The organism is Magnetospirillum sp. XM-1 (assembly GCF_001511835.1).
GTDB lineage: Bacteria > Pseudomonadota > Alphaproteobacteria > Rhodospirillales > Magnetospirillaceae > Phaeospirillum.
In genome coordinates this window covers 1,609,309-1,627,206 of record NZ_LN997848.1, presented here as the reverse complement: position 1 = coordinate 1,627,206, position 17,898 = coordinate 1,609,309, and the positions used below count along the sequence as shown (strand labels likewise).

Here is a 17,898-nt window from a genome sequence, read left to right as displayed (position 1 = left end):
GCGACAAGGAGTTGAAGGAATGGAAGGAAAAATCCTTTCTAAGCTTGACGCCGGGAGCGGGTATTTCCAACATCATAGACTAAATTAAAGCGAGGTCCGTATGGGCCTCGCTTTTGTCTGTTTAACAGACATTTCAAGCCAACTCAGCCGCCTTCACCATCATCTCTTCGTTGACCGTGACGTAACGCTGGGTGGTTTGGATGCTCCGGTGTCCAGCAAGCTGTTGAAGCACGAACACGGATACGCCCTTGTTCGCCAGCGTCGTCAAATACGACCGACGCCCACTGTGTGAACGCGCATCCGTCAAACCAGCCTCGTCATAAATGCGGCGGAACAGCATGACCATAGTAGTCGGCGTGAAGTGTCCACCCTTTTGACTGCGGATCAGCGGCTTGCGCTCGTCGGTCCATTCACGTTGTTCAAGATAGCGAGCGATCTCGCGCTGGAGCTTGGTGTTGATGAACACCGTCCGCCCACGCTTGCCCTTGGTTTGGGTGGCTGCGAGGTGGACGCGATCACGGACAGCACCGCCTTCATTAACCACGTCCATAATTCTCAAGGCCGCGATTTCACCGGCCCGCATGCCAGCCCAGTGCGAAAGCAACACTGCAAGGCGATTACGGGTGGAAAGTACGCCTTGCTGGGCGACCACAGCCAGGACGCGCTTCATCTCGGCTTCGGACAGGACTTTGGCTTGCGACATGACGAACACCCATAATGTTATGTTTTCATCCTATGGGTAGTGTCACATCACCTTTTGCCGAGGTCTCCCCTATATCGGGCTTTGAAAATGGCAGAAATCCGCGCTTGGTTATGGTTTTGCTATTCCATAACTTTAAGGGCGCTGGTGTTCAGGCGCGAGGATGATGAGTTCCGATAAATTCTAACCTCGCCGCAGCAGTTCCAAAGATCACCTGTTCTGGATTCCGCCTCTAAGTCCGCTTCGCGCCCAACTTCGTCATCCAATCGCCTGAGCGTAGCGCTCGAAAGCGGCCATTGGGATGAATGCCACAGATGACTGATGCGTGCCACAAGTCGTCACTTACCAACCCTGTTGGGGGCTATCGGCTTTTGGCATGGGCGGTAATACCGGATGTGCTAAACTGAGTGGATATGGCCGTTAGCCATTTGGGGGGGATTATGCCGATACTTCTTATCGCTCTGTCAGCGTGTGGTTTTTTGGCCGTCATGGTTGGTGTGTCCAAACTGGCTGATCGCAACAAAACAAAACCAGTCCCCAAAGATAGCCGCACAATAAATTTTCAGGGTATCGATGACGCTGGGAAACTGGCCCGGCAGAAGGCCGAGCTTCAGCTTCGGGTGACTGCGCTTGCCGCAAGAGAAGGTACGCTTCTCGCCTCTATCCATGAATTTGAGCAGGAAGTGGATGCCCGTAAAGCCGAGAAGCTGGCTGCCGAGCAAGCAGAAATCAATGCTGCAATCACGACAAAGGTTGCGGCTGAAACCCGTGTGAGAGAGCTTCGCGAGGTTGAGCAGAAGCTGGTAGAGCAAGTCTCCGACCTTCAGGAGGAGGCCGACCGCAAGAGAACGCATGTGATTGAATTGTCCTCTGATGTCACTGACCTCACCCGAACAAAGGACGCTCTCGACGAGAGCATCACCACTCTCTTGGCTCGGCAGCGTGAGATTGAGGCTGAGATGGCCGAGTTGGATCGGGATATTGACCAGCGCCGCCGGGAAAAAGTAGCCGAGATGGAAGAGGCCGTCGCCGCACAGAAGGAACTGGCACTGTCCAAGATCATGGCGTGGACGGAGTCCGAGAAATCGCGGCTTCAGGAACGGTTTGAGAGCAGCTATCAGACCGAGGTCACTGACTTGCGGCGTCAGCTGATCGAGAAAGTTACAGCCGAATTTGACAGCATCCATGAATATTTCTCGACCTTCGCCTCGGAGCGGAAGCTCATGGCCGAGACCGAGATCAAGGACTTCCTTGCGGAGAAGCGTTCGACCATTCTGTCCAACCTAGAATAGACGGGAGGCGGACATGCTTGCTCGCATCATTCTGGCTGCCGCCCTGATTGCCAGTGTTGTTCTTGGCCCTATTCGCCCTGTTTCAGCCCAAGAGCAGCCGGACATTATCATCTTGTTCGATCAATCGGGATCGGTTGGAAAGCACGATCCAAAACTTGCCTCCAAGGCATGGCTGCTTACCTTCCTGAAGACCTTCGACAATCCCTATAAAATCGAAGTCGTCGGCTTTGCTGAAGCCCTATACCGCCATCTTGCCGTGGAGCGCGATACTGCCACCGACATCAAGGCCCTGAACCAGGCGATCGACGAAATCGAGATGGCTGGCAAGGCGACCGACCTGGAGATGCCCTTTCGATATCTTTTGAATTTTGCCAAACCCTCCACCAAACTGGCGATCATCATATCCGATGGCGAGCCGGAAATTTGGGATGCCAAGCTGGGCTATCTCAGCAAGGAGGTTCAAGCGGACACCCGCTATGAAGACCTGAACCGCCAGTATCAGCAGATGAAGGATGCCGGGGTCTCGAAGCGGAAGCGGTTTGAAAAACTCGGCGCTCTTTACCACGCCCGCAATATCGATCTGATCGAAGGCCAGATGCCGGGCATCGCCAAACTGATCGGTGATCGGCTGATCATCTGGGATTTGTCCGGAACCTCCTATTATCTAAAGACCTGGGCCAAGGCAGCAGGTGCCCAATATCTGCCGATGCGGGTGGCTGCTCAGGAAAATCCCGTTGAGCAATTGCAGAAGGCCATGACGGCCTTGCAACAGCATTCCAGTGCTATCGTCAAGGAAGCCCTACCGGACGACCACGAGCATCGAGCCGCCATAGCCCTTACCACGATTCCCGAGATCGCTACGAAGGTTCAGCCGAGGGAGCAACCCGCCCCCAAGCCGCTATCTCCTCCCGTCGAAATAAGGGCGGCTGAGCCAGTTACCCCCCAGCCCGTAGCTCTTGTGGAGACGCAAACCAGTCAGTCACCCATATGGGGGATTGTTCTTGTGTTGTTGGGCGGTGTTACTGGAGCTTTGATCGTCTATCGGCGACGAGCGGCTGCCAAGGCCGAACCAGCCGTTCCGGTGGACCTTGCCTCCCAATACATTGACGCCAAGGTCAAAGGTGCCCTTGATGATGCGGAGAAATTGCGGCGGAAGCTTCTTATAGCGGAAAGCGAAGCTGTCAAGGTCGAGCGACGGTTCTCATTGCGTGTTGCTGTGCCTTCCGGAGCCATGGAGATTCAATGGATTAGTGCTGATGGTGAGAAGCGGGAAACGCCAGCAATCGATATTTCCATGCACGGCGTCAAATTCGAAACTCATGGAGCCGAGGTCAAGGCCGTCACCAAGATTATCTGCCCGAATATGGATGTGGTTCTGGGGGTGAAGAAATCTCAGGAAATCCGTCGTGATGGTAGTCGCTCCGTTGCCCTTTTGATCGAGTTTGAAAACAATCTCGACGACTGGATGCGGTGGGTAGAAATCATCACTCGGATCGACCAGACGGCCACAAAGCCTTGAGCAAGGGACAGGAGGTTTCCATGAGCAATCTGATTGATGACACCCTGGACTTCGTGGGACACGAACTTCAGGTTGCTCGAGATAGGGTTGAGGACTTCGCACATGCTCTCAGTGCTTCCGTCCTCCCATCTGCCCCCGAACCGAAGCAGAAGCCACCGACAGTCAAGCAAGTTCATCAGCTTGAAAAACGCATCCATGAGCTTGAGGAGAAGCTTAAGACCACGCAGCGTGAGTTGGGGTTGAAGAAGGCTGCGAACGAGGGGCTTATGGCCCAAGCAAACGCTCTGAAGGCTGCCTTGAAAGCCGCATACCCCAAGTGTCCATTGTTGGGGCCAAGTGGCAAAGTTTGGAACAGCGGTCCGATGGCTGGGAAGCAAAAGTCCCGACTTCGTGTTGTCTGGGAACAAGCCTTCGACGTAGAGGCCAAGCGCCTTGGCGCAGTTGACCCGATGAAAATCCGCTTATCCTAATTGACGGTGCTGCTCATCTCTAGAGGAACAGAACCGCTTGTGGTGAAGTTCTGATGCCATGTTGCGGAAAATCTTTCCGCAGGAATCGCAAAAGAACAGATGGACGAGGGAGGGTAGTGACTCCCGGCATCTGATTTCACTGGGTGTGCTGCCACGAGCCGCAGCGACTTTCTTGGGATTTGGGTCGAGAATGTTACACATCGACTGCGTGATGACATCATTCAAATCGAGGAGATTATCGCCGGAAATCCCATTCCGGCGAGACCATGCAATCACTATTTTTGATGCAAGCCACGCCAATTCGTCCTCATCCATGGGACATTGCATCCTAGATGTGGAATGTGTGCGACATTATGTGATGGGTTCGGCCGCACCGGACAACTTGCGGCAGACATAGAAACCGCCCGCAGCGGTCGCCAGTGACAAGCCGATCAAGACCCCGACACCCATGCTGGCGCTCAAGATCAGGACGGCGACCTTACCCAAGCCAGGAGCACTGGCGGCAGCGATTTTCGATCCAGTCATGGTGCTTGTGATCATGATATCCTCCCAACCCTCTGATTTAGCGAAGAGCTTCCAAGATCGGATCATCTTCGCCGCGCGAGCGCCTAGCTTTTTTAGGGCGTTTGACCGTGCTGGTAGGCTTACTCGTTTTCACACTCGACCATGTCGCTGTTGTTCGTGACAAAACGCTCCAAAGCTTGAGAAATAGACTTTCCCGACCATCCCAAAGGGTGGCGGTTTGCTTGTGATACTGAACCTGGGACATCTGTGGGCTGGGGGGTAGATGGGCCGAGGAGCTTTCTACGCCAACGCTCATGCCCGATTGGTGTGGTGAGTTATCCGCCACCTTATCCACAATTTGGTCCAGCGGGCTGGCGGCGATCATCAGGTCTGCGACTAAATCAATGTCCCAATCGGAGTTCCAGGCCGCCCCGGCTTTAGCCACCTCCAGATGAAGCGACAGCATGGCGAAGCTCTTCTCGGAAACTTCGGTTAGACTGTCCGACCATCCCTCCGTTTCCCCATAAAGTAGGGCCGCTTCAAACGCCGTCGCAAAACATGCCAAATCCGTCAGGGTATGGGCAGTTGCACCATTGGCCATGAAACGAATGATGCTACTTGGGGGGCTTTCGGGATGGGCAATTGCTGATGATCGAAATGCACTCAGACCAGCTTCAACCTTGGGCATGAGGGCGAGGCATTCTTCAATGAATGTGCCTCGTTCTCCACGCTCTACGTCGTTGTCATTACGCTCCGATGGGGGCGTGACAATGCTTGAACACGCAGCAGCGCAGGGTGTTTCACCTGATGCATTGGAACAGAAACCTGCCCGCTTTCGGCCTTTTTTAGGGACATTAGTCACAGACCAACGCCCTCCTGTCCATGCCGAGCTTACACCGCACGAAGTGTGAACACGTAAGGGGCAAGCATATCGTCTTGCCTAAGCCGTCACTGCGTCCGAGATCGCGTCATCAACCTCGGATGCTGCCGAGGTGGTCCGGGCCTTGCGGTAGCGGTAAATGCCGTAGCCGGCTGCGGCGATGACGCCACCTAGGATGACAGGACCAGCCGCGCCGAGTCCCAAGCCAAGGCCCAAGCTCATGCCGGTACCAGTCCATAGAGTGCCGACAGCAGCGGCACCCTTGGTGGCGGCGCCCGCAGCGGCACCCTTGGCAACCGAACCCGCCACAGCAGTTTTACCGGCGGTCTGCAATGCCACAGTCTGCATGGCACCCTTGGCGGCGATTGCGGTTCCGGCCGCGCCCTTGGCGGCGACACCAGTCACAGGATTGAGAACCAGGAACTTGCTCGTCGTACCGGCCATCATCGGAGATTCGCCAATAGCGAAGGTCTTGCCGACCAGCCACGGCATCTGCCCAGCACCATGTTGAACCTTGAGGACCACCAGATCCTTCATGGTGGCAGCGGTTTCACCAACGGGCTGAAGGAAGAGCCAATTGGCGGCTCCATTCCCGGCGGCAGTGGTCTTCGCCACCATGAAAGTCTTGCCGGTCATCATCTGGACCTGCCCGGCCTGTCTTGCGCCTTCGAGCTTCATCATGATCATGCCGTTCCCGCCGCCCTGGGTGGCGGCAGCAGTCAGACCACCAGCACCGGCAGCGCCCGCAGCAACGGCAGCGCCCTTTGCCGCGATACCGGCTTTGGGGCACAGCACAAGCCATTTGCTCACGCCGTCTGCAACGAGGGGGGCTTTTCCGATGGTAACGGTCTTGCCCACCATCCCCGACAACTGTGCGACCTGACGGGCACCTTCAAGTTTGAGGGCGACGGCCCCTTTTCCAGCGGTAGCTCCTGCGGGGTTCAGGAACAACCAGTGTCCCATTCCATTTCCAGCCGCAGTAACTTGACCGACCGTGTAGGAATTTCCAGTCATCGACGACAGGAGAGCTGCCTGGGTGGTTCCCTCGACCTTGGCCATGATCATTTGGTCAAGCATGCTAACAGCTCCCTAAACAATGACGCAGAGCGACAAACCGTTCTGCTGAAGATACCCCGAGCCCCTTCGGAGAGATATAGGCTGGTATGCACATATGTCATAACACGCCTCATTCTCGCAAGCTGAGGCGAAATCTGTCCAGAGAAATTTATTGTGGATACTGATTTGCTCTAATAGTAAGAGGCGCTCGCAGCTAAGTACCGGGGGGGGGTCTGGCTGTGAGTTTTCTTATTTCTGAAAATAATGCTTCATGAAAATGGGCTACACGTTGGCGGCAGCTTCCTTCCGCTTTCGCGCCCGAGTAGCCGCCAGCTTGGATTCTGTTGAATGCTGAAGGTCCAAAGCAGCTTTTGCCCTCCGCTTGGCGGCGGCTGCTAACTTGATGGCCTGCTTGGCATTGGCACCAGCTGCTAATGCACGCTTCTCAGCTTCGTTGGCCTCGGCGATTAGCTTCTCGGCGGCTGCAATTTCGGCGGCAAGCTCCGCAGCAAGGGCCGCTTCGTCATCAGGTGAGGATACCAGCTTTCTAAATGCTCCGTATCCTGCGGCGAAAACAGCATCAGCCATTGACGCGACCTGGGAGACTAGTGTGGCGGTCTCTTGACCACTCTTGGTCCGAGAGCGGGGATTGCCCTTTGGGTTGGCAGCATACATCCGATAGGCCCCATACCCAGCAACGCATACGGTTCCCGCAAGCAATGCAGGACCCCAAGCGCCGAGACCCAAGCCGATGCCGAGGCTCAGCCCTTTTCCGGAAAATATGGATGAAACCAGCTTGGTCCCGTTCGCAATACCGGCTGAGGTCACGTTGATAGTTCCGGAGCCGACCCCAGTAAGGTGGGTGTAGGGGATGCTGATCTTGCCGAGAGCGATGCTGGTGGAGGAAGCCTTGGCAGCCCCCGAACTCATCCCGGAAAGTTTGGAAGTCGGGGTGGCCAGCTTTACAGCGGCAGTGCCTGCAGATTTGACTTTCGACGCACCTACGCCGCCCCCGCTGAGATGGCCGAGCTTGCCCATGGCGTCAGGTGAACTCATGCAGCATCCCCAATGCTTCGGACGGCTATAACGACGGTGCGGTTTGCGCAAAAAGTGCTAATAATTTAAAGGTTATCTTATCGAGACGCCGTCAACAAGACTCCTCCGTTGGAATCCGATTAGAATGGCAAATATGGGTCACAAGCAGCCGGATCACCGCTTGACGGCACCGTCCGCTTTACCTGTTCCACGCTAGAATGCCGGCCATCTGCTTCCGGCCCGATATTGTCCAAGCGAGTTGGCGCGCTCAAAGATAGTATATCTCTGGTTTTAAAAATGATGTTTACAGCAAACCAGATGGCTGTATCTGCATAAATACTCTCAAACCGAGGGTATCAACATGCGTCTTTATGAAATCATCCAAACACCACTGTCTGCCGATCTGTCCTATGACGTGAAATTCAACAGGCTGAAAGTCTGCAAGAAGCCAAGCCGGTCTGTCGATCACGAAAATGAACGTGTTGTGGCCATACCCAACCAGCCCCCAGCGCTGACATTGAAGCACCTCCACAGAATGAAGCTGTTGCGTCGTCGCTACCTGAAAGCGCAGCAAAAGCTGACAGCATTTCGTGGGTTGATGTATGGGGGAAATGGACAAGCCGAGCAACGTGATCTCGGTGACATGCAATCCCGCATATCTCGACATGAAAAGCTTCAGGCCAAGCTGGACGACATGGCTATTCGTTATGTGAAAAGGACGGTTTGAGGCCGTCCTTTTCGTTGCTTGTCAAACCGTTACGTCCACTCGCCAAATCCGCTTGATGCCCAAATGGCGCATTTTGAGGAGCAGGATGTTTTTCTCGGGCAAATGGCCCAAGTAATAGCTGCTGTTGGCATATTGGTCGGGGTCAACCTCATGACCGAACATCCCCATTAGCTCTCGCTTATAAATTGGACACCACGTTTTCTTGTATCCGCGAGGAACCACTTCATCCATGAACTCCTTGTGGAAGCGCACTGCGGTAAATTCAATGAGGTAGCCGTAACTTTCCTTGGATTTCATAGTGGCGACCTCCCATATGGTGCGGCTTGGGAGCCACGTTCCGCTTGAAATTTATTGGATACAATCCCATCAACCTGTGCACCCTGCTGCTTGCGAACGCCGCCGATTCCCAAAGCGTTGTAGTCGTCCTGCCAAACGTGGGTGTTGCGGCGATTGCCTCCTCGGTTGAGCTCCCGGCACATCAACCACTGAATGCTGAGTTCGTCGTCCCAGCTGACAAAGATCAGCTCAGGCAAACTGCCTGCCGGATCAAGCAAGCACGTCCATCGCGGTATGTGCTGGCCATACAGCTTGGGTTTGAAGTCAGCGAGCACCATGTAATCAGCGTCGCGCTCACCGTTGATTTGCGGGATTTTGTCCATCAGCTCGGCTGTGACGTGAGCCGGGGCGCTGGTTTGCAGGTACCAATGATCCGGAGTGTGGAAATTTAGATAAAAAGCTTCAACGGCATCAACCTCAACAGATATGCTGTAGCCTTTGTGGAATTTTGAGCCCTTTTTTGGATTGGCGTTATACCAAAGTTTGAATATTTGTTTCATTGAAATTGCCTCCTTGTAATTCAAACGTGGAAAAGGGCGACGCTGGAAACGTCGCCCTTGGTTTGATTAACTGGCAGGCAATGAAACTGGCCTTGCTGGCACTTGTATTTATCTGTGGATGCAATTCCGCATGCATGAAATCTGCGGGTTGAGCTGAAAATTTATCAACACCTAATTCCCCTACACATTCACGTCCTGTGTTCCCGTCGCGTGTTCCTGTCATGTGTTCCGAAGGAACATCCCGTAGGGAAGCGTCATGTGTTTGTCGTCGTGTGTTTATCCATGAGGCCCAGGCCTGCACCAAGGCAGAGTGGTGGGCTCCAAACACCCGACTTTGGGCTTCCGCCCTGTTCAACACATGACGAACACGCGACTGAACACCTGACGTAAATTGCTCTTTGAAATAAATTAAATTCATTTCCTTATCCAGTTAATCAAGCAGGTCAATGCGCTATATTCAACACTAGACATCCCATAAAGGCACGTCGACTGAACCACATTGACCTACATGTATATTTAGCTTTCGATGCGGGAATTAGGCCAATTGAATTCGCCATGATCAGCATTATTTTTTGATTTCGGGAAAATGGTGGCCAATTGGCCACCATTTAAACTCATGCTTGGAGCCGGTTAGGCTGATATCTCTAAAATTATCTTCACGCATGAAGGTAATTCCCTTTCAGGGGAGACCCATGAATCCAATTGGGTGACGTTAGCTCCAGTGCAATCACGCCCTGGAGGCAATCATGTCCATCAAGAACCTCGAATTTTCCACCATTGCTCCGCCCAAGGTTTCGCGGAATGCGATGAATACCAAGACCCGTGCCCGCTCCAAGTTCATCGCCGCCGTGGTCAATCAGATCGGTGCCGTTGAAGCGGCGATTTCGGGTAAGAGCTTCGCCGTCCAGAAGGTGCGTCGCATCACTGGTGAAGATGGATCGCACCGTCAGGTGAGCCATGATGTGCAGGTGCGTCCCTGGTGGTTCCTCCAGGGTGATGTTTTCTATCTGGCTCCCAAGTACGCCAATCAGCCGCTGACGCTCGGTGCGAACAAGTCCAAACCCACGGTGGTGTGCGGCAAGAGCCTGTCCGATGTGGCCGCCACGCTGAACACCGTCAAGGCCGCTGCCGAAGCGGGAGAGCTGGATGGTGTGCTGGAAGCTCAGGCAATCACCGCTCGCAAGCGAATGACTAAGAAGTAGAGGAACCATAGGGGGCTTCGGCCCCCTTTTCTTTTTGGAGCCATCGCATGCAACGCACCCGAATCATCCGCGAACTGAATGACCAGCTCCGACAGCACGGGATCGGCGGCAAGGTCTACATCACATCCGGCATACAGGCCCTTGAGGAGTGGCTGGGCCGCGCCATTATCACCGCCGTCCGTGAATTCGATCAATTCGATCAAAGTAACGATCCATATGGCGAGCATGACATGGGTACGGTGGATGTCGCAGGTACAAAGGCCATGTGGAAAATCGACTACTACGATGCGTCGATTGCCTACGCCAGCGATGATCCTGCTGATCCGCAAAAAACCGTTCGCGTACTCACGATCATGCTGGCCGATGAATATTGATTGGCGCCGAAAGAGCAGATCAGAAAATTTTAATACTTAAAATTCATGAAGCGCCGCTGTTGCGGCGTTTTGTGTTTTCACCGGACAGTGCATCCCCGCCGCACAGCCTCGCTCAAAAACGCGTTTTAACGCTCATACAACGCGATTTGCGAAGGGCCCGCCGCCAATCCATCTTCGATAGCCGATGTCGCTGTATGAGCGTTAAAACGCGCGAACTCGAAATCTGCGGGGCGCCCGCTAGCGATGAGGCATCAAGGCAAATGCCAGGCACTTGCAAAGCTGCTGCACTTATTTTCGGGTACGGACATCTGGAACGTCATTTTCGATTCGAATGAAGTATTCGCCATCCTTCGGTGAACCTCCAGCCTTCTTGTCCACCTTTTGCAGCCTGACTAGCACCGGTGCAGTTTTCTCTTTATTGACCCGTGTGATCATGCGTGCCTGGAAGCTATCCAAGCCTTCCGGGATATTCTTCCTTACGGAAGTGAGCACAGTGGCTTTTTGCATATTAGAGACATGACCATAGTGCTTCTCGATCATCTCCACGCTGGTTCCCATGTTTTTTGCCAGCGTGTAAGCATCCACATTATCCCCATACAATAGGCGGAAGGTCGCGTAGGTGTGCCTGAAGGAATAGGCTGAAAATTTCCTGCCGAATCTGTCATGGGTTATTTTCGAAAACTCAAAAGCTTTTTCGACAGGCCTCTCTATTGCGCCTAACTGGGTTCCGTTGAAATTGCAAAACACCCATGAATCTGGCTCACAAGGCAATTGATGTTTCTTTTGAAATCGGATCAATTCCTCAACCACACTCCAGCACACAGGCATTGGGACGGTATCCCTCTCACCGGTCTTTCTCGCGGGATTGACGTGTATGACAAGTTGATTTTGGCCGTTTTCGTCCTTAAATGCGGAAAAGTCCCTCCACCGCAAGGTCTTGGCCTCTAGCGGACGAAGCCCGCTATGCACTAGCAACTCACAAAAAAGGCGAGCCATCGTGCGGGGGACAAAGTGCTGTGGGCGAGGCGATTCCCGCTCCCATTCTTTGGCTTTCTTTAGAAATTTGACCCACTGCTGGTGTTCCAGAGCCGGGCGGCGATTTCTTTCCAGCTTTACCGGAACCTCAAGCTGTGGCTTGCGGGCAATAAACTTATTGCGCTCCGCCCACTTGAAAAATTGGGAAAGCGCATCTTTTTCGGCATACAGCAATGCCGAGGATGGCTCGACCGCAACCTTACCTGAAAGACGCTGAAGTTCGTCCGAATGACTGCGCCAGTAATTAATCCTCCAGCTCCAATATTTTTCCACATACAGGTCATCAATGAGATCGAATGCCCTTTCATCGAAATACTCGAAGAAATACCTCCGAGCAAATCCCTCGAATGTTTTAATCCTATTTTGCGTATAGTACACACCTCGCTCATCCAGCCATTTCCTCCAGATTCGGCTGAATTTGTGCCTCCCGTAAGGGATGCCATGTCTCTCTTTGATCTCCACTTCTCGCTTTAAGTCCCTTGCGGCACTTAAAGCCTCAGCCAGATCATTGTGGCGCGTACTTTTTACAAGCCAATCCCCTTTGGGAGTTTTAATCCGAGCTTGCCACGGCCCGTTCACCGTATCGGTGCGCCGGTAGAGCAGTATGTCGCCATTTTCGAATGAATGTTTTTCCGGGGATACGACTTGGTGCTCAGCCAGAACTTCAAAACTGTAAAGCTCAAGAGCGAATGCCTTGGCGGCGTCAAGGTCACTAGACTTGGTGGAGCGCCGCAATGAGGCCCCACCCTTTAAGCGAAGCTTGCACTGCCATACGCCGCGCTTGCTAGCATCCGGACGCCTGTAAAGCGTTATCTCACCATCGTTTAGAACGACCTGCTCCATCCCCGTCCCGCACACCTGTGTCAAAAACTGTGTTGGCGCAAAACGAGCATATTGGATCTGACTGAATTTGCAAAGATAAATCTGTGTGTAAAACTGTGTGTTGAAATTTTCATCCACACACAAAATTCATAACACACTGATATTAATAGATTTTATATGTCAATAATAATCTGCCAGGATTTTCTGGCAGAACTTGCAGGTCAGGTTGCAGCCCGCAGTGCCAAACGACAGGATCGGCGTGCCGGGCAGGAAGTGGTTGAGCGGCTTCTTCTCCACCGGGTCGACGCAGAACCCCGACGAGCGGCCATAGGTGGTCAGCACCATTTTGCCGCCGTCATTGGCGCGCACGAAGCACAGGCCCCGCTGCCCGTCGTTCAAGCGGCACTCGCGCGGGCAGACGTCGCACTGCACCCGCCCATCAGGCAGGCGCTGCCAGTAGCGTCCGGGAAAATGCGAACCCTGGATGGCGTCGTTCATGGGGGAAGAGTACCATATCCCCACCACGTTTTCGCGCCCGAGGCCGCCATGACCGCCATTCGCCCCACCGCCGTGGCCGGACAGTTCTATCCCGCCGATTTCGCCGAGGCCAACCGGCAGCTCACCGCCTTTCTCGACGGCGCCGTGCACGCGCCGTGCGCCGGGCGCAGGCCCAAGGCGCTGATCGCGCCCCATGCCGGCTGGGTCTATTCCGGCCCGGTGGCGGCCGCCGCCTATGCCCTGCTGCGGCCCTTCCGGGGCAGCTGGTCACGGGTGGTGCTGCTGGGCCCCAGCCATCGGGTCGCCTTCCAGGGCATGGCCCTGTCGTCCGCCGACCAGTGGGCCTCGCCCTTGGGCGCGGTGCCGCTGGACAAGGACTGGTCGCGGCTGGCGGGCGTCCATGGCGTCGGCGTGCTGGATCAGGCCCACGCCCAGGAGCATTCGCTCGAGGTGCATGTCCCCTTCCTGCAAGCCACCCTGGGCGAGTTCACCCTGCTGCCGGTGGTGATCGGCGATTCCAGCCCCGACATGGTGGCCGGGCTGCTGGACGCCCTGTGGGGCGGGGACGAGACGCTGATCGTCATCTCCACCGACCTGTCCCACTACTTGCCTTACGATCAGTGCAAGGGCACCGATTCCCGGACGGTGGCGGCCATCGAGCACATGGAGCCCACCGCCATTTCCCGCGAAGGGGCCTGCGGCCGCATTCCGGTGGGCGGGCTGCTGACCGCCGCCAAGCGCCGGAATCTGGAGATCGTCACCCTGGACGTGCGCAATTCCGGCGACACCGCCGGGCCGAAGAACCGGGTGGTGGGCTATGGGTCCTGGGCCATGTTCGAGACGGAGAAGAGCATGAGCGAAGCCGACGAGATCAAGACCGCCGGGCAGACGCTGGTGGAACTGGCCTGGGCCTCCATCCGCCACGGGCTGGAGACCGGCGCGCCCGCCGCCCCGCCTGCGGACCGGCCCGGCATCCTGGCCCGGCCCGGCGCGGTGTTCGTCACCCTGAACCGCCAGGGAGCCTTGCGCGGCTGCATCGGCTCGGTGATCGCCTGGCGGCCGCTGGCCGAGGACGTGGTGGACAACGCCTTCAAGTCGGCCTTCAAGGACCCGCGCTTTCCGCCCTTGCGTCCCGAGGAGCTGGAGGGCCTTTCCCTGTCGCTGTCGGTGTTAACGCCCCCCGTTCCCATGGCCTTCAGGGACCAGGAAGACATGCTGGAACAGCTTCGTCCCCGCATCGACGGCCTGGTCATCGAGGATGGGGCTAAGCGCGCCCTGTTCCTGCCCTCGGTGTGGGAACAACTGCCCGACAAGCACGCCTTCCTCGCCCATCTCAAGGCCAAGGCCGGCATGCCCAAGGATCACTGGTCGCCCGGCTTCAAGGCGTCCCGCTTCCAGGCGGTGGAGATCGGCAAGTGAAGCGCTTCGGCTTCGGACAATCGCGCACCCGGGTCGAGGATCAGCGCTTCCTCACCGGGCGGGGATGCTATGGCGACGACATAAACCTGACCGGTCAGTCATACGGCATGGTGGTACGCTCGCTGCTGCCCCATGCCGACATCACGGTGGATACGAGCACCGCACGCGAGATGCCCGGCGTGCTGCTGGTCCTCACCCATGCCGAGATGGCGGAGCAGGGCGTGGGCCCCATGGTCTGCGGCTTCCTGCCCGAAGGCGCCAAGCCGCCGCCGCCGCGCCCCGTCATCGCCGGTCCAAGGGTGCGCCATGCCGGCGAGCCGGTGGCCTTCGTGGTGGCCGAGACCCTGGCCCAGGCCCGCGACGCCGCCGAGGCGGTGCTGGTGGACTACCACACGCTGCCGGCCACGCCCCACGACGCCTTCGTCTGGGAGATGGGCGACGCGGCCGGCGTGGCCAAGGTCTTCGCCCGCGCCGCCCGGGTGGTGGAACTGGACCTGATCAACAACCGCCTGGCGCCAACCGCCATGGAGCCGCGCGCCTGCCTGGCCCGGCCGCTGCCCGGCGGACGGCTGGAGCTGACCTCCGGCAGTCAGGGGGTGCACGAGATCAGGGACCGCCTCACCCCGGTGCTGGGCATCGCGCCCGGAACCCTCGACGTCATCACCCCCGACGTGGGCGGCGGCTTCGGCCTGAAGATCAGCCCGTTCCCGGAACAGGCCATGGCGCTGGTGGCGGCGCGTATCCTCGACCGACCGGTCAAGTGGACCGCCGAGCGCACCGAAAGCTTCCTCACCGACACCCACGGGCGCGGCCATGTCAGCACCGCCCGCCTGGCCCTTGACGCGGATGGACGCTTCCTCGGCCTTCAGGTGGAGACCGTGGCCGACCTGGGGGCCTACATCTCCAATTACGGCGCCTTCGTCCCCACCCTGGCGGGGACCGGCATGCTGACCGGGGTCTACCACATCCCCGCCTTCCACGCCCGGGTGCGCTGCATTCACACCCATTCCACCCCGGTGGACGCCTATCGCGGCGCCGGGCGGCCCGAGGCCGCCTATCTGATCGAGCGGCTGGTGGACGCGGCGGCCCGCGATTCGGGCCTTTCGCCGGTGGAGATCAGAAAGCGCAACTTCATTCCGCCTGAATCCTTCCCCTACGCCACCGCCGGCCGCCACACCTATGATTCCGGCGAGTTCGCCCTTGTCATGGACCGGGCGCTGGAACGTTCGGACTGGGCGGACTTCCCGGCGCGGCAGGCGGAAAGCGAGGCGCGGGGAAGGCTTCGCGGCATCGGGCTGGCCACTTACATCGAGATCTGCGGCGGCACCTCGGGCGAGGACGTGACCCTGACGCTTGCCCCCGACGGAACGGCGGAAATCCTGGTCGGCACCCAATCCACCGGCCAGGGCCACGAGACCGCCTACGCCCAGATGGTGGCCGCCGAACTGGGCCTGGACATGGCGAACATCCGGGTCATCCAGGGCGACACCAGGCGCATCGCCGATGGCGGCGGCACCGGCGGCTCGCGCTCGCTGTCGCAACAGGGCGGCGCCATCGCCTCGGCGGTGGAATCCTTCATCGAGCATCTGCGGCCCAAAGCCGCCGGATTGCTGCAGGCCGAGCGGGCCGAGTTCGATTCGGGCCGGTACCGCTCGGCCGGGGGCTCCATCAGCTTCGCCCAGGTGCTGGCCGAGGCCGGAACGCCCCTTTCCGCCAGCTTGCGCTTTAAGCCCCCGGCCTCGACCTTTCCCAACGGCTGCCATGTCTGCGAGGTGGAGGTTGACCCCGAGACCGGCGAGACCGAAATCCTGCGCTATACCATCGTCGATGACGTGGGCACCGTGCTCAATCCCCTGCTGCTCAAGGGCCAGATCGTCGGCGGCGCGGTGCAGGGCATCGGCCAGGCGCTGCTGGAGCACGCCGTCTTCGACCCCGAAAGCGCCCAGCCGCTGACGTCGAGCCTGATCGACTACGCCCTGCCCAGGGCCGCGCACATCCCCGACATCGACTTCTCCACGGTGGAGGTGCCCTGCCGCACCCATCCCCTGGGCCTGAAGGGCGCCGGCGAGGCCGGCACCATCGGCGCGGCGCCCGCCGTGATCAACGCCCTATGCAACGCGCTCCATATCCGCCATATGGACATGCCCGCCACGCCGCTGGCGGTGTGGAACATCCTTGCCGGAAAGAGCGCATGAGCCTGCCCCAAGACCTGTCGCCCCTGCTTCGCCCTCTGGAAGACCTGGCCCGCCGGGCCGGCGTGGTGGTCATGGAGGTCTACCAGTCCGACTTCGCCGTCCGCGGCAAAAGCGATTCTTCCCCGGTCACCGAGGCCGACGAACGGGCCGAGGCCATCATCCTGCCCGGCCTGGCCCTGCTTACCCCCGGCATTCCCGTGGTGGCCGAGGAATCCGTGGCGGCCGGGCGCATCCCCGACATCGGGTCCGGCCCCTTCTGGCTGGTGGACCCGGTGGACGGCACCAAGGAATTCGTCAAGAGAAACGGCGAGTTCACCGTGAATGTCGGCCTGATCCGGGACGGCGTGCCGGTGCTGGGCGTGGTGCTGGCCCCGGCGCGCGGCGAGCTGTGGTCGGGGACCGGAACCACCGCCTTCAAGGAAGACGCCCAGGGCCGCCGCCCCATCGCCTGCCGCCCGATTCCCGCCTCGGGCGCCGTGGTGATGACGTCGCGCTCCCACCGCGAGCCCGAAGCCCTGGCCAAGTGGATGGAGCAGTTTCCCGGCGCTTCGCTGGATTTCGCCGGCTCGTCGCTGAAATTCTGTCTGGTGGCCGAGGGCGCCGCCGATCTTTACCCCCGCTTCGGCCCCACCAGCGAATGGGACATCGCGGCGGCCAGCGCCGTGCTGCTGGCGGCCGGCGGCAGCGTCACCGACTTCGACGGCCGCCCCATGGGCTATGGCAAGACGCCCACGTTCCGCAATCCCGACTTCATCGCCAGGGGAAAAGGCTAATTCCCCCAATGAGGGCGCGCACCCGACCATGGACATAGGGAAAAGACCTTGCTTTTTTGGCTGCTTTGCGCCATTCTTTTTGGGTGACGGGGGTTCCCGCCACCTAACAGCCGCCGTAATGCACGTACGGTGACTTGGAGATGGTTCACAACCCAAAGGGGTTGTGGCGGCGCGCGACGCCGCCCCTGGGACCGTCCCTGCAAGAAGCGTCAGAAAAGGCCGCCGGCTCGTCCGGCGGCCTTTTCGCTTAGGGCGATATTCAGCCGCCCCCCCACCGACGCGAGGGTAGGAAAAGACCACCAAGAGAACAGAGCAGGTCGCACCGTCCAACGTCCCCGTCATCACCGGGCATGCCCCGGTGATCCACGCGGTTCCGCCCGGACATCGCAAGAAGCAACGGACTTGGCGGAAACATGTGGATGCCCGGATCAAGTCCGGGCATGACGGCGCCTGAAACACCCTCTTGATGTCCTTGGCAGTGAATCAGCGCGTCCGCATGGCCCCATGCATCCCTGACACATAAGTTTATGTTGCGCTGCAGCATAAACTTCCCATCTCATG

The 17,898-nt window shown here is 57.9% G+C and carries 19 protein-coding genes and 1 pseudogene; 9 read left to right on the top strand and 11 right to left on the bottom strand.

Annotation, left to right across the window (positions count from 1 at the left end):
• Window positions 1-133: 133 nt before the first annotated feature.
• Window positions 134-703: a site-specific integrase gene (locus XM1_RS07615; RefSeq protein WP_068432183.1), complete on the bottom strand. Its 570-nt coding sequence runs from the start codon at window positions 701-703 to the stop codon at window positions 134-136.
• Between the two features lie 437 nt (window positions 704-1,140).
• On the opposite strand from XM1_RS07615, the gene XM1_RS23910 reads away from it, so the two are divergent.
• From XM1_RS23910 to XM1_RS07595, 3 genes are read left to right on the top strand one after another with little or no spacing between them, the layout of a single operon-like run.
• Window positions 1,141-1,992 (top strand): hypothetical protein, encoded by an 852-nt coding sequence (locus tag XM1_RS23910; RefSeq protein ID WP_156428668.1) that lies wholly within the window; start codon window positions 1,141-1,143, stop codon window positions 1,990-1,992.
• A 13-nt stretch (window positions 1,993-2,005) separates the two neighbouring features.
• A complete protein-coding gene (locus tag XM1_RS07600; protein ID WP_068432174.1) occupies window positions 2,006-3,511 on the top strand; it encodes a vWA domain-containing protein in 1,506 nt (501 codons plus the stop codon).
• 20 nt (window positions 3,512-3,531) lie between these two features.
• Window positions 3,532-3,981 carry a hypothetical protein gene (locus tag XM1_RS07595; protein ID WP_068432171.1) on the top strand — a complete coding sequence of 150 codons (450 nt, stop codon included), beginning with the start codon at window positions 3,532-3,534 and terminating at the stop codon, window positions 3,979-3,981.
• On the opposite strand, the gene XM1_RS23905 is transcribed toward XM1_RS07595, so the two are convergent.
• The 5 genes from XM1_RS23905 to XM1_RS24870 form a co-directional block, all read right to left on the bottom strand.
• Complete coding sequence (locus tag XM1_RS23905; RefSeq protein WP_156428667.1) at window positions 3,973-4,296, bottom strand: hypothetical protein; 324 nt, start codon at window positions 4,294-4,296, stop codon at window positions 3,973-3,975. The two genes, XM1_RS07595 and XM1_RS23905, sit on opposite strands and share 9 nt — an antisense overlap.
• Before the next feature lie 36 nt (window positions 4,297-4,332).
• Window positions 4,333-4,521, bottom strand: coding sequence for a hypothetical protein (locus XM1_RS07590; protein WP_068432168.1), 189 nt, complete (start codon window positions 4,519-4,521; stop codon window positions 4,333-4,335).
• A 22-nt stretch (window positions 4,522-4,543) separates the two neighbouring features.
• Window positions 4,544-5,173, bottom strand: coding sequence for a hypothetical protein (locus XM1_RS23900; RefSeq protein WP_156428666.1), 630 nt, complete (start codon window positions 5,171-5,173; stop codon window positions 4,544-4,546).
• 252 nt (window positions 5,174-5,425) lie between these two features.
• Window positions 5,426-6,442, bottom strand: a complete 1,017-nt coding sequence (gene mamD / locus XM1_RS07585) for a magnetosome protein MamD (RefSeq protein ID WP_068432164.1) — start codon at window positions 6,440-6,442, stop codon at window positions 5,426-5,428.
• Between the two features lie 261 nt (window positions 6,443-6,703).
• Window positions 6,704-7,477, bottom strand: a complete 774-nt coding sequence (locus tag XM1_RS24870) for a hypothetical protein (RefSeq protein ID WP_231920724.1) — start codon at window positions 7,475-7,477, stop codon at window positions 6,704-6,706.
• Window positions 7,478-7,817: 340 nt separating this feature from the next.
• Here XM1_RS24870 and XM1_RS23895 point away from each other — a divergent pair, with 340 nt between their 5' ends.
• Window positions 7,818-8,183, top strand: a complete 366-nt coding sequence (locus XM1_RS23895) for a hypothetical protein (RefSeq protein WP_156428665.1) — start codon at window positions 7,818-7,820, stop codon at window positions 8,181-8,183.
• 21 nt (window positions 8,184-8,204) lie between these two features.
• Here XM1_RS23895 and XM1_RS07575 read toward each other — a convergent pair whose 3' ends face one another.
• The 3 genes from XM1_RS07575 to XM1_RS23890 are packed head-to-tail and all read right to left on the bottom strand — an operon-like array spanning window position 8,205 to window position 9,437.
• Complete coding sequence (locus XM1_RS07575) at window positions 8,205-8,480, bottom strand: hypothetical protein (RefSeq protein ID WP_068432158.1); 276 nt, start codon at window positions 8,478-8,480, stop codon at window positions 8,205-8,207.
• Window positions 8,477-9,019, bottom strand: a complete 543-nt coding sequence (locus XM1_RS07570; protein WP_068432155.1) for a hypothetical protein — start codon at window positions 9,017-9,019, stop codon at window positions 8,477-8,479. The genes XM1_RS07575 and XM1_RS07570 overlap by 4 nt, the downstream gene beginning before the upstream one ends.
• The gene (locus tag XM1_RS23890; protein WP_156428664.1) at window positions 8,991-9,437 is read right to left on the bottom strand and encodes a hypothetical protein; all 447 of its coding nucleotides are present in this window, start codon (window positions 9,435-9,437) and stop codon (window positions 8,991-8,993) included. The genes XM1_RS07570 and XM1_RS23890 overlap by 29 nt, the downstream gene beginning before the upstream one ends.
• A 328-nt stretch (window positions 9,438-9,765) precedes the next feature.
• Here XM1_RS23890 and XM1_RS07565 point away from each other — a divergent pair, with 328 nt between their 5' ends.
• A complete protein-coding gene (locus XM1_RS07565) occupies window positions 9,766-10,221 on the top strand; it encodes a hypothetical protein (RefSeq protein WP_068432152.1) in 456 nt (151 codons plus the stop codon).
• Between the two features lie 47 nt (window positions 10,222-10,268).
• Window positions 10,269-10,595, top strand: coding sequence for a DUF3768 domain-containing protein (locus tag XM1_RS07560; protein ID WP_068432149.1), 327 nt, complete (start codon window positions 10,269-10,271; stop codon window positions 10,593-10,595).
• Between the two features lie 288 nt (window positions 10,596-10,883).
• On the opposite strand, the gene XM1_RS07555 is transcribed toward XM1_RS07560, so the two are convergent.
• Both XM1_RS07555 and XM1_RS07550 read right to left on the bottom strand, forming a co-directional pair.
• Entirely contained in the window at window positions 10,884-12,590 is a 1,707-nt protein-coding gene (locus XM1_RS07555; protein ID WP_068432146.1) for a tyrosine-type recombinase/integrase, read from the bottom strand.
• 66 nt (window positions 12,591-12,656) lie between these two features.
• Window positions 12,657-12,950, bottom strand: a pseudogene (locus XM1_RS07550) (AmmeMemoRadiSam system radical SAM enzyme); the annotation flags it as partial.
• A gap of 48 nt (window positions 12,951-12,998) precedes the next feature.
• Here XM1_RS07550 and amrB point away from each other — a divergent pair.
• From amrB to cysQ, 3 genes are read left to right on the top strand one after another with little or no spacing between them, the layout of a single operon-like run.
• Window positions 12,999-14,369 (top strand): AmmeMemoRadiSam system protein B, encoded by a 1,371-nt coding sequence (gene amrB / locus XM1_RS07545; RefSeq protein WP_068432140.1) that lies wholly within the window; start codon window positions 12,999-13,001, stop codon window positions 14,367-14,369.
• Window positions 14,366-16,564: a xanthine dehydrogenase family protein molybdopterin-binding subunit gene (locus XM1_RS07540; protein WP_068432137.1), complete on the top strand. Its 2,199-nt coding sequence runs from the start codon at window positions 14,366-14,368 to the stop codon at window positions 16,562-16,564. Before amrB ends, XM1_RS07540 begins: the two co-directional genes overlap by 4 nt.
• Window positions 16,561-17,337, top strand: coding sequence for a 3'(2'),5'-bisphosphate nucleotidase CysQ (gene cysQ, locus XM1_RS07535; protein ID WP_068432133.1), 777 nt, complete (start codon window positions 16,561-16,563; stop codon window positions 17,335-17,337). The genes XM1_RS07540 and cysQ overlap by 4 nt, the downstream gene beginning before the upstream one ends.
• The last annotated feature ends 561 nt before the right edge of the window (window positions 17,338-17,898 follow it).

Bases quoted from the DNA above. Each gene is read 5' to 3' on its own strand.
- XM1_RS07615 (WP_068432183.1), bottom strand. From the start codon at position 703: ATGTCGCAAGCCAAAGTCCTGTCCGAAGCCGAGATGAAGCGCGTCCTG.
- XM1_RS23910 (WP_156428668.1), top strand. From the start codon at position 1,141: ATGCCGATACTTCTTATCGCTCTGTCAGCGTGTGGTTTTTTGGCCGTC.
- XM1_RS07600 (WP_068432174.1), top strand. From the start codon at position 2,006: ATGCTTGCTCGCATCATTCTGGCTGCCGCCCTGATTGCCAGTGTTGTT.
- XM1_RS07595 (WP_068432171.1), top strand. From the start codon at position 3,532: ATGAGCAATCTGATTGATGACACCCTGGACTTCGTGGGACACGAACTT.
- XM1_RS23905 (WP_156428667.1), bottom strand. From the start codon at position 4,296: ATGGATGAGGACGAATTGGCGTGGCTTGCATCAAAAATAGTGATTGCA.
- XM1_RS07590 (WP_068432168.1), bottom strand. From the start codon at position 4,521: ATGATCACAAGCACCATGACTGGATCGAAAATCGCTGCCGCCAGTGCT.
- XM1_RS23900 (WP_156428666.1), bottom strand. From the start codon at position 5,173: ATGCCCAAGGTTGAAGCTGGTCTGAGTGCATTTCGATCATCAGCAATT.
- mamD (WP_068432164.1), bottom strand. From the start codon at position 6,442: ATGCTTGACCAAATGATCATGGCCAAGGTCGAGGGAACCACCCAGGCA.
- XM1_RS24870 (WP_231920724.1), bottom strand. From the start codon at position 7,477: ATGAGTTCACCTGACGCCATGGGCAAGCTCGGCCATCTCAGCGGGGGC.
- XM1_RS23895 (WP_156428665.1), top strand. From the start codon at position 7,818: ATGCGTCTTTATGAAATCATCCAAACACCACTGTCTGCCGATCTGTCC.
- XM1_RS07575 (WP_068432158.1), bottom strand. From the start codon at position 8,480: ATGAAATCCAAGGAAAGTTACGGCTACCTCATTGAATTTACCGCAGTG.
- XM1_RS07570 (WP_068432155.1), bottom strand. From the start codon at position 9,019: ATGAAACAAATATTCAAACTTTGGTATAACGCCAATCCAAAAAAGGGC.
- XM1_RS23890 (WP_156428664.1), bottom strand. From the start codon at position 9,437: ATGAATTTAATTTATTTCAAAGAGCAATTTACGTCAGGTGTTCAGTCG.
- XM1_RS07565 (WP_068432152.1), top strand. From the start codon at position 9,766: ATGTCCATCAAGAACCTCGAATTTTCCACCATTGCTCCGCCCAAGGTT.
- XM1_RS07560 (WP_068432149.1), top strand. From the start codon at position 10,269: ATGCAACGCACCCGAATCATCCGCGAACTGAATGACCAGCTCCGACAG.
- amrB (WP_068432140.1), top strand. From the start codon at position 12,999: ATGACCGCCATTCGCCCCACCGCCGTGGCCGGACAGTTCTATCCCGCC.
- cysQ (WP_068432133.1), top strand. From the start codon at position 16,561: ATGAGCCTGCCCCAAGACCTGTCGCCCCTGCTTCGCCCTCTGGAAGAC.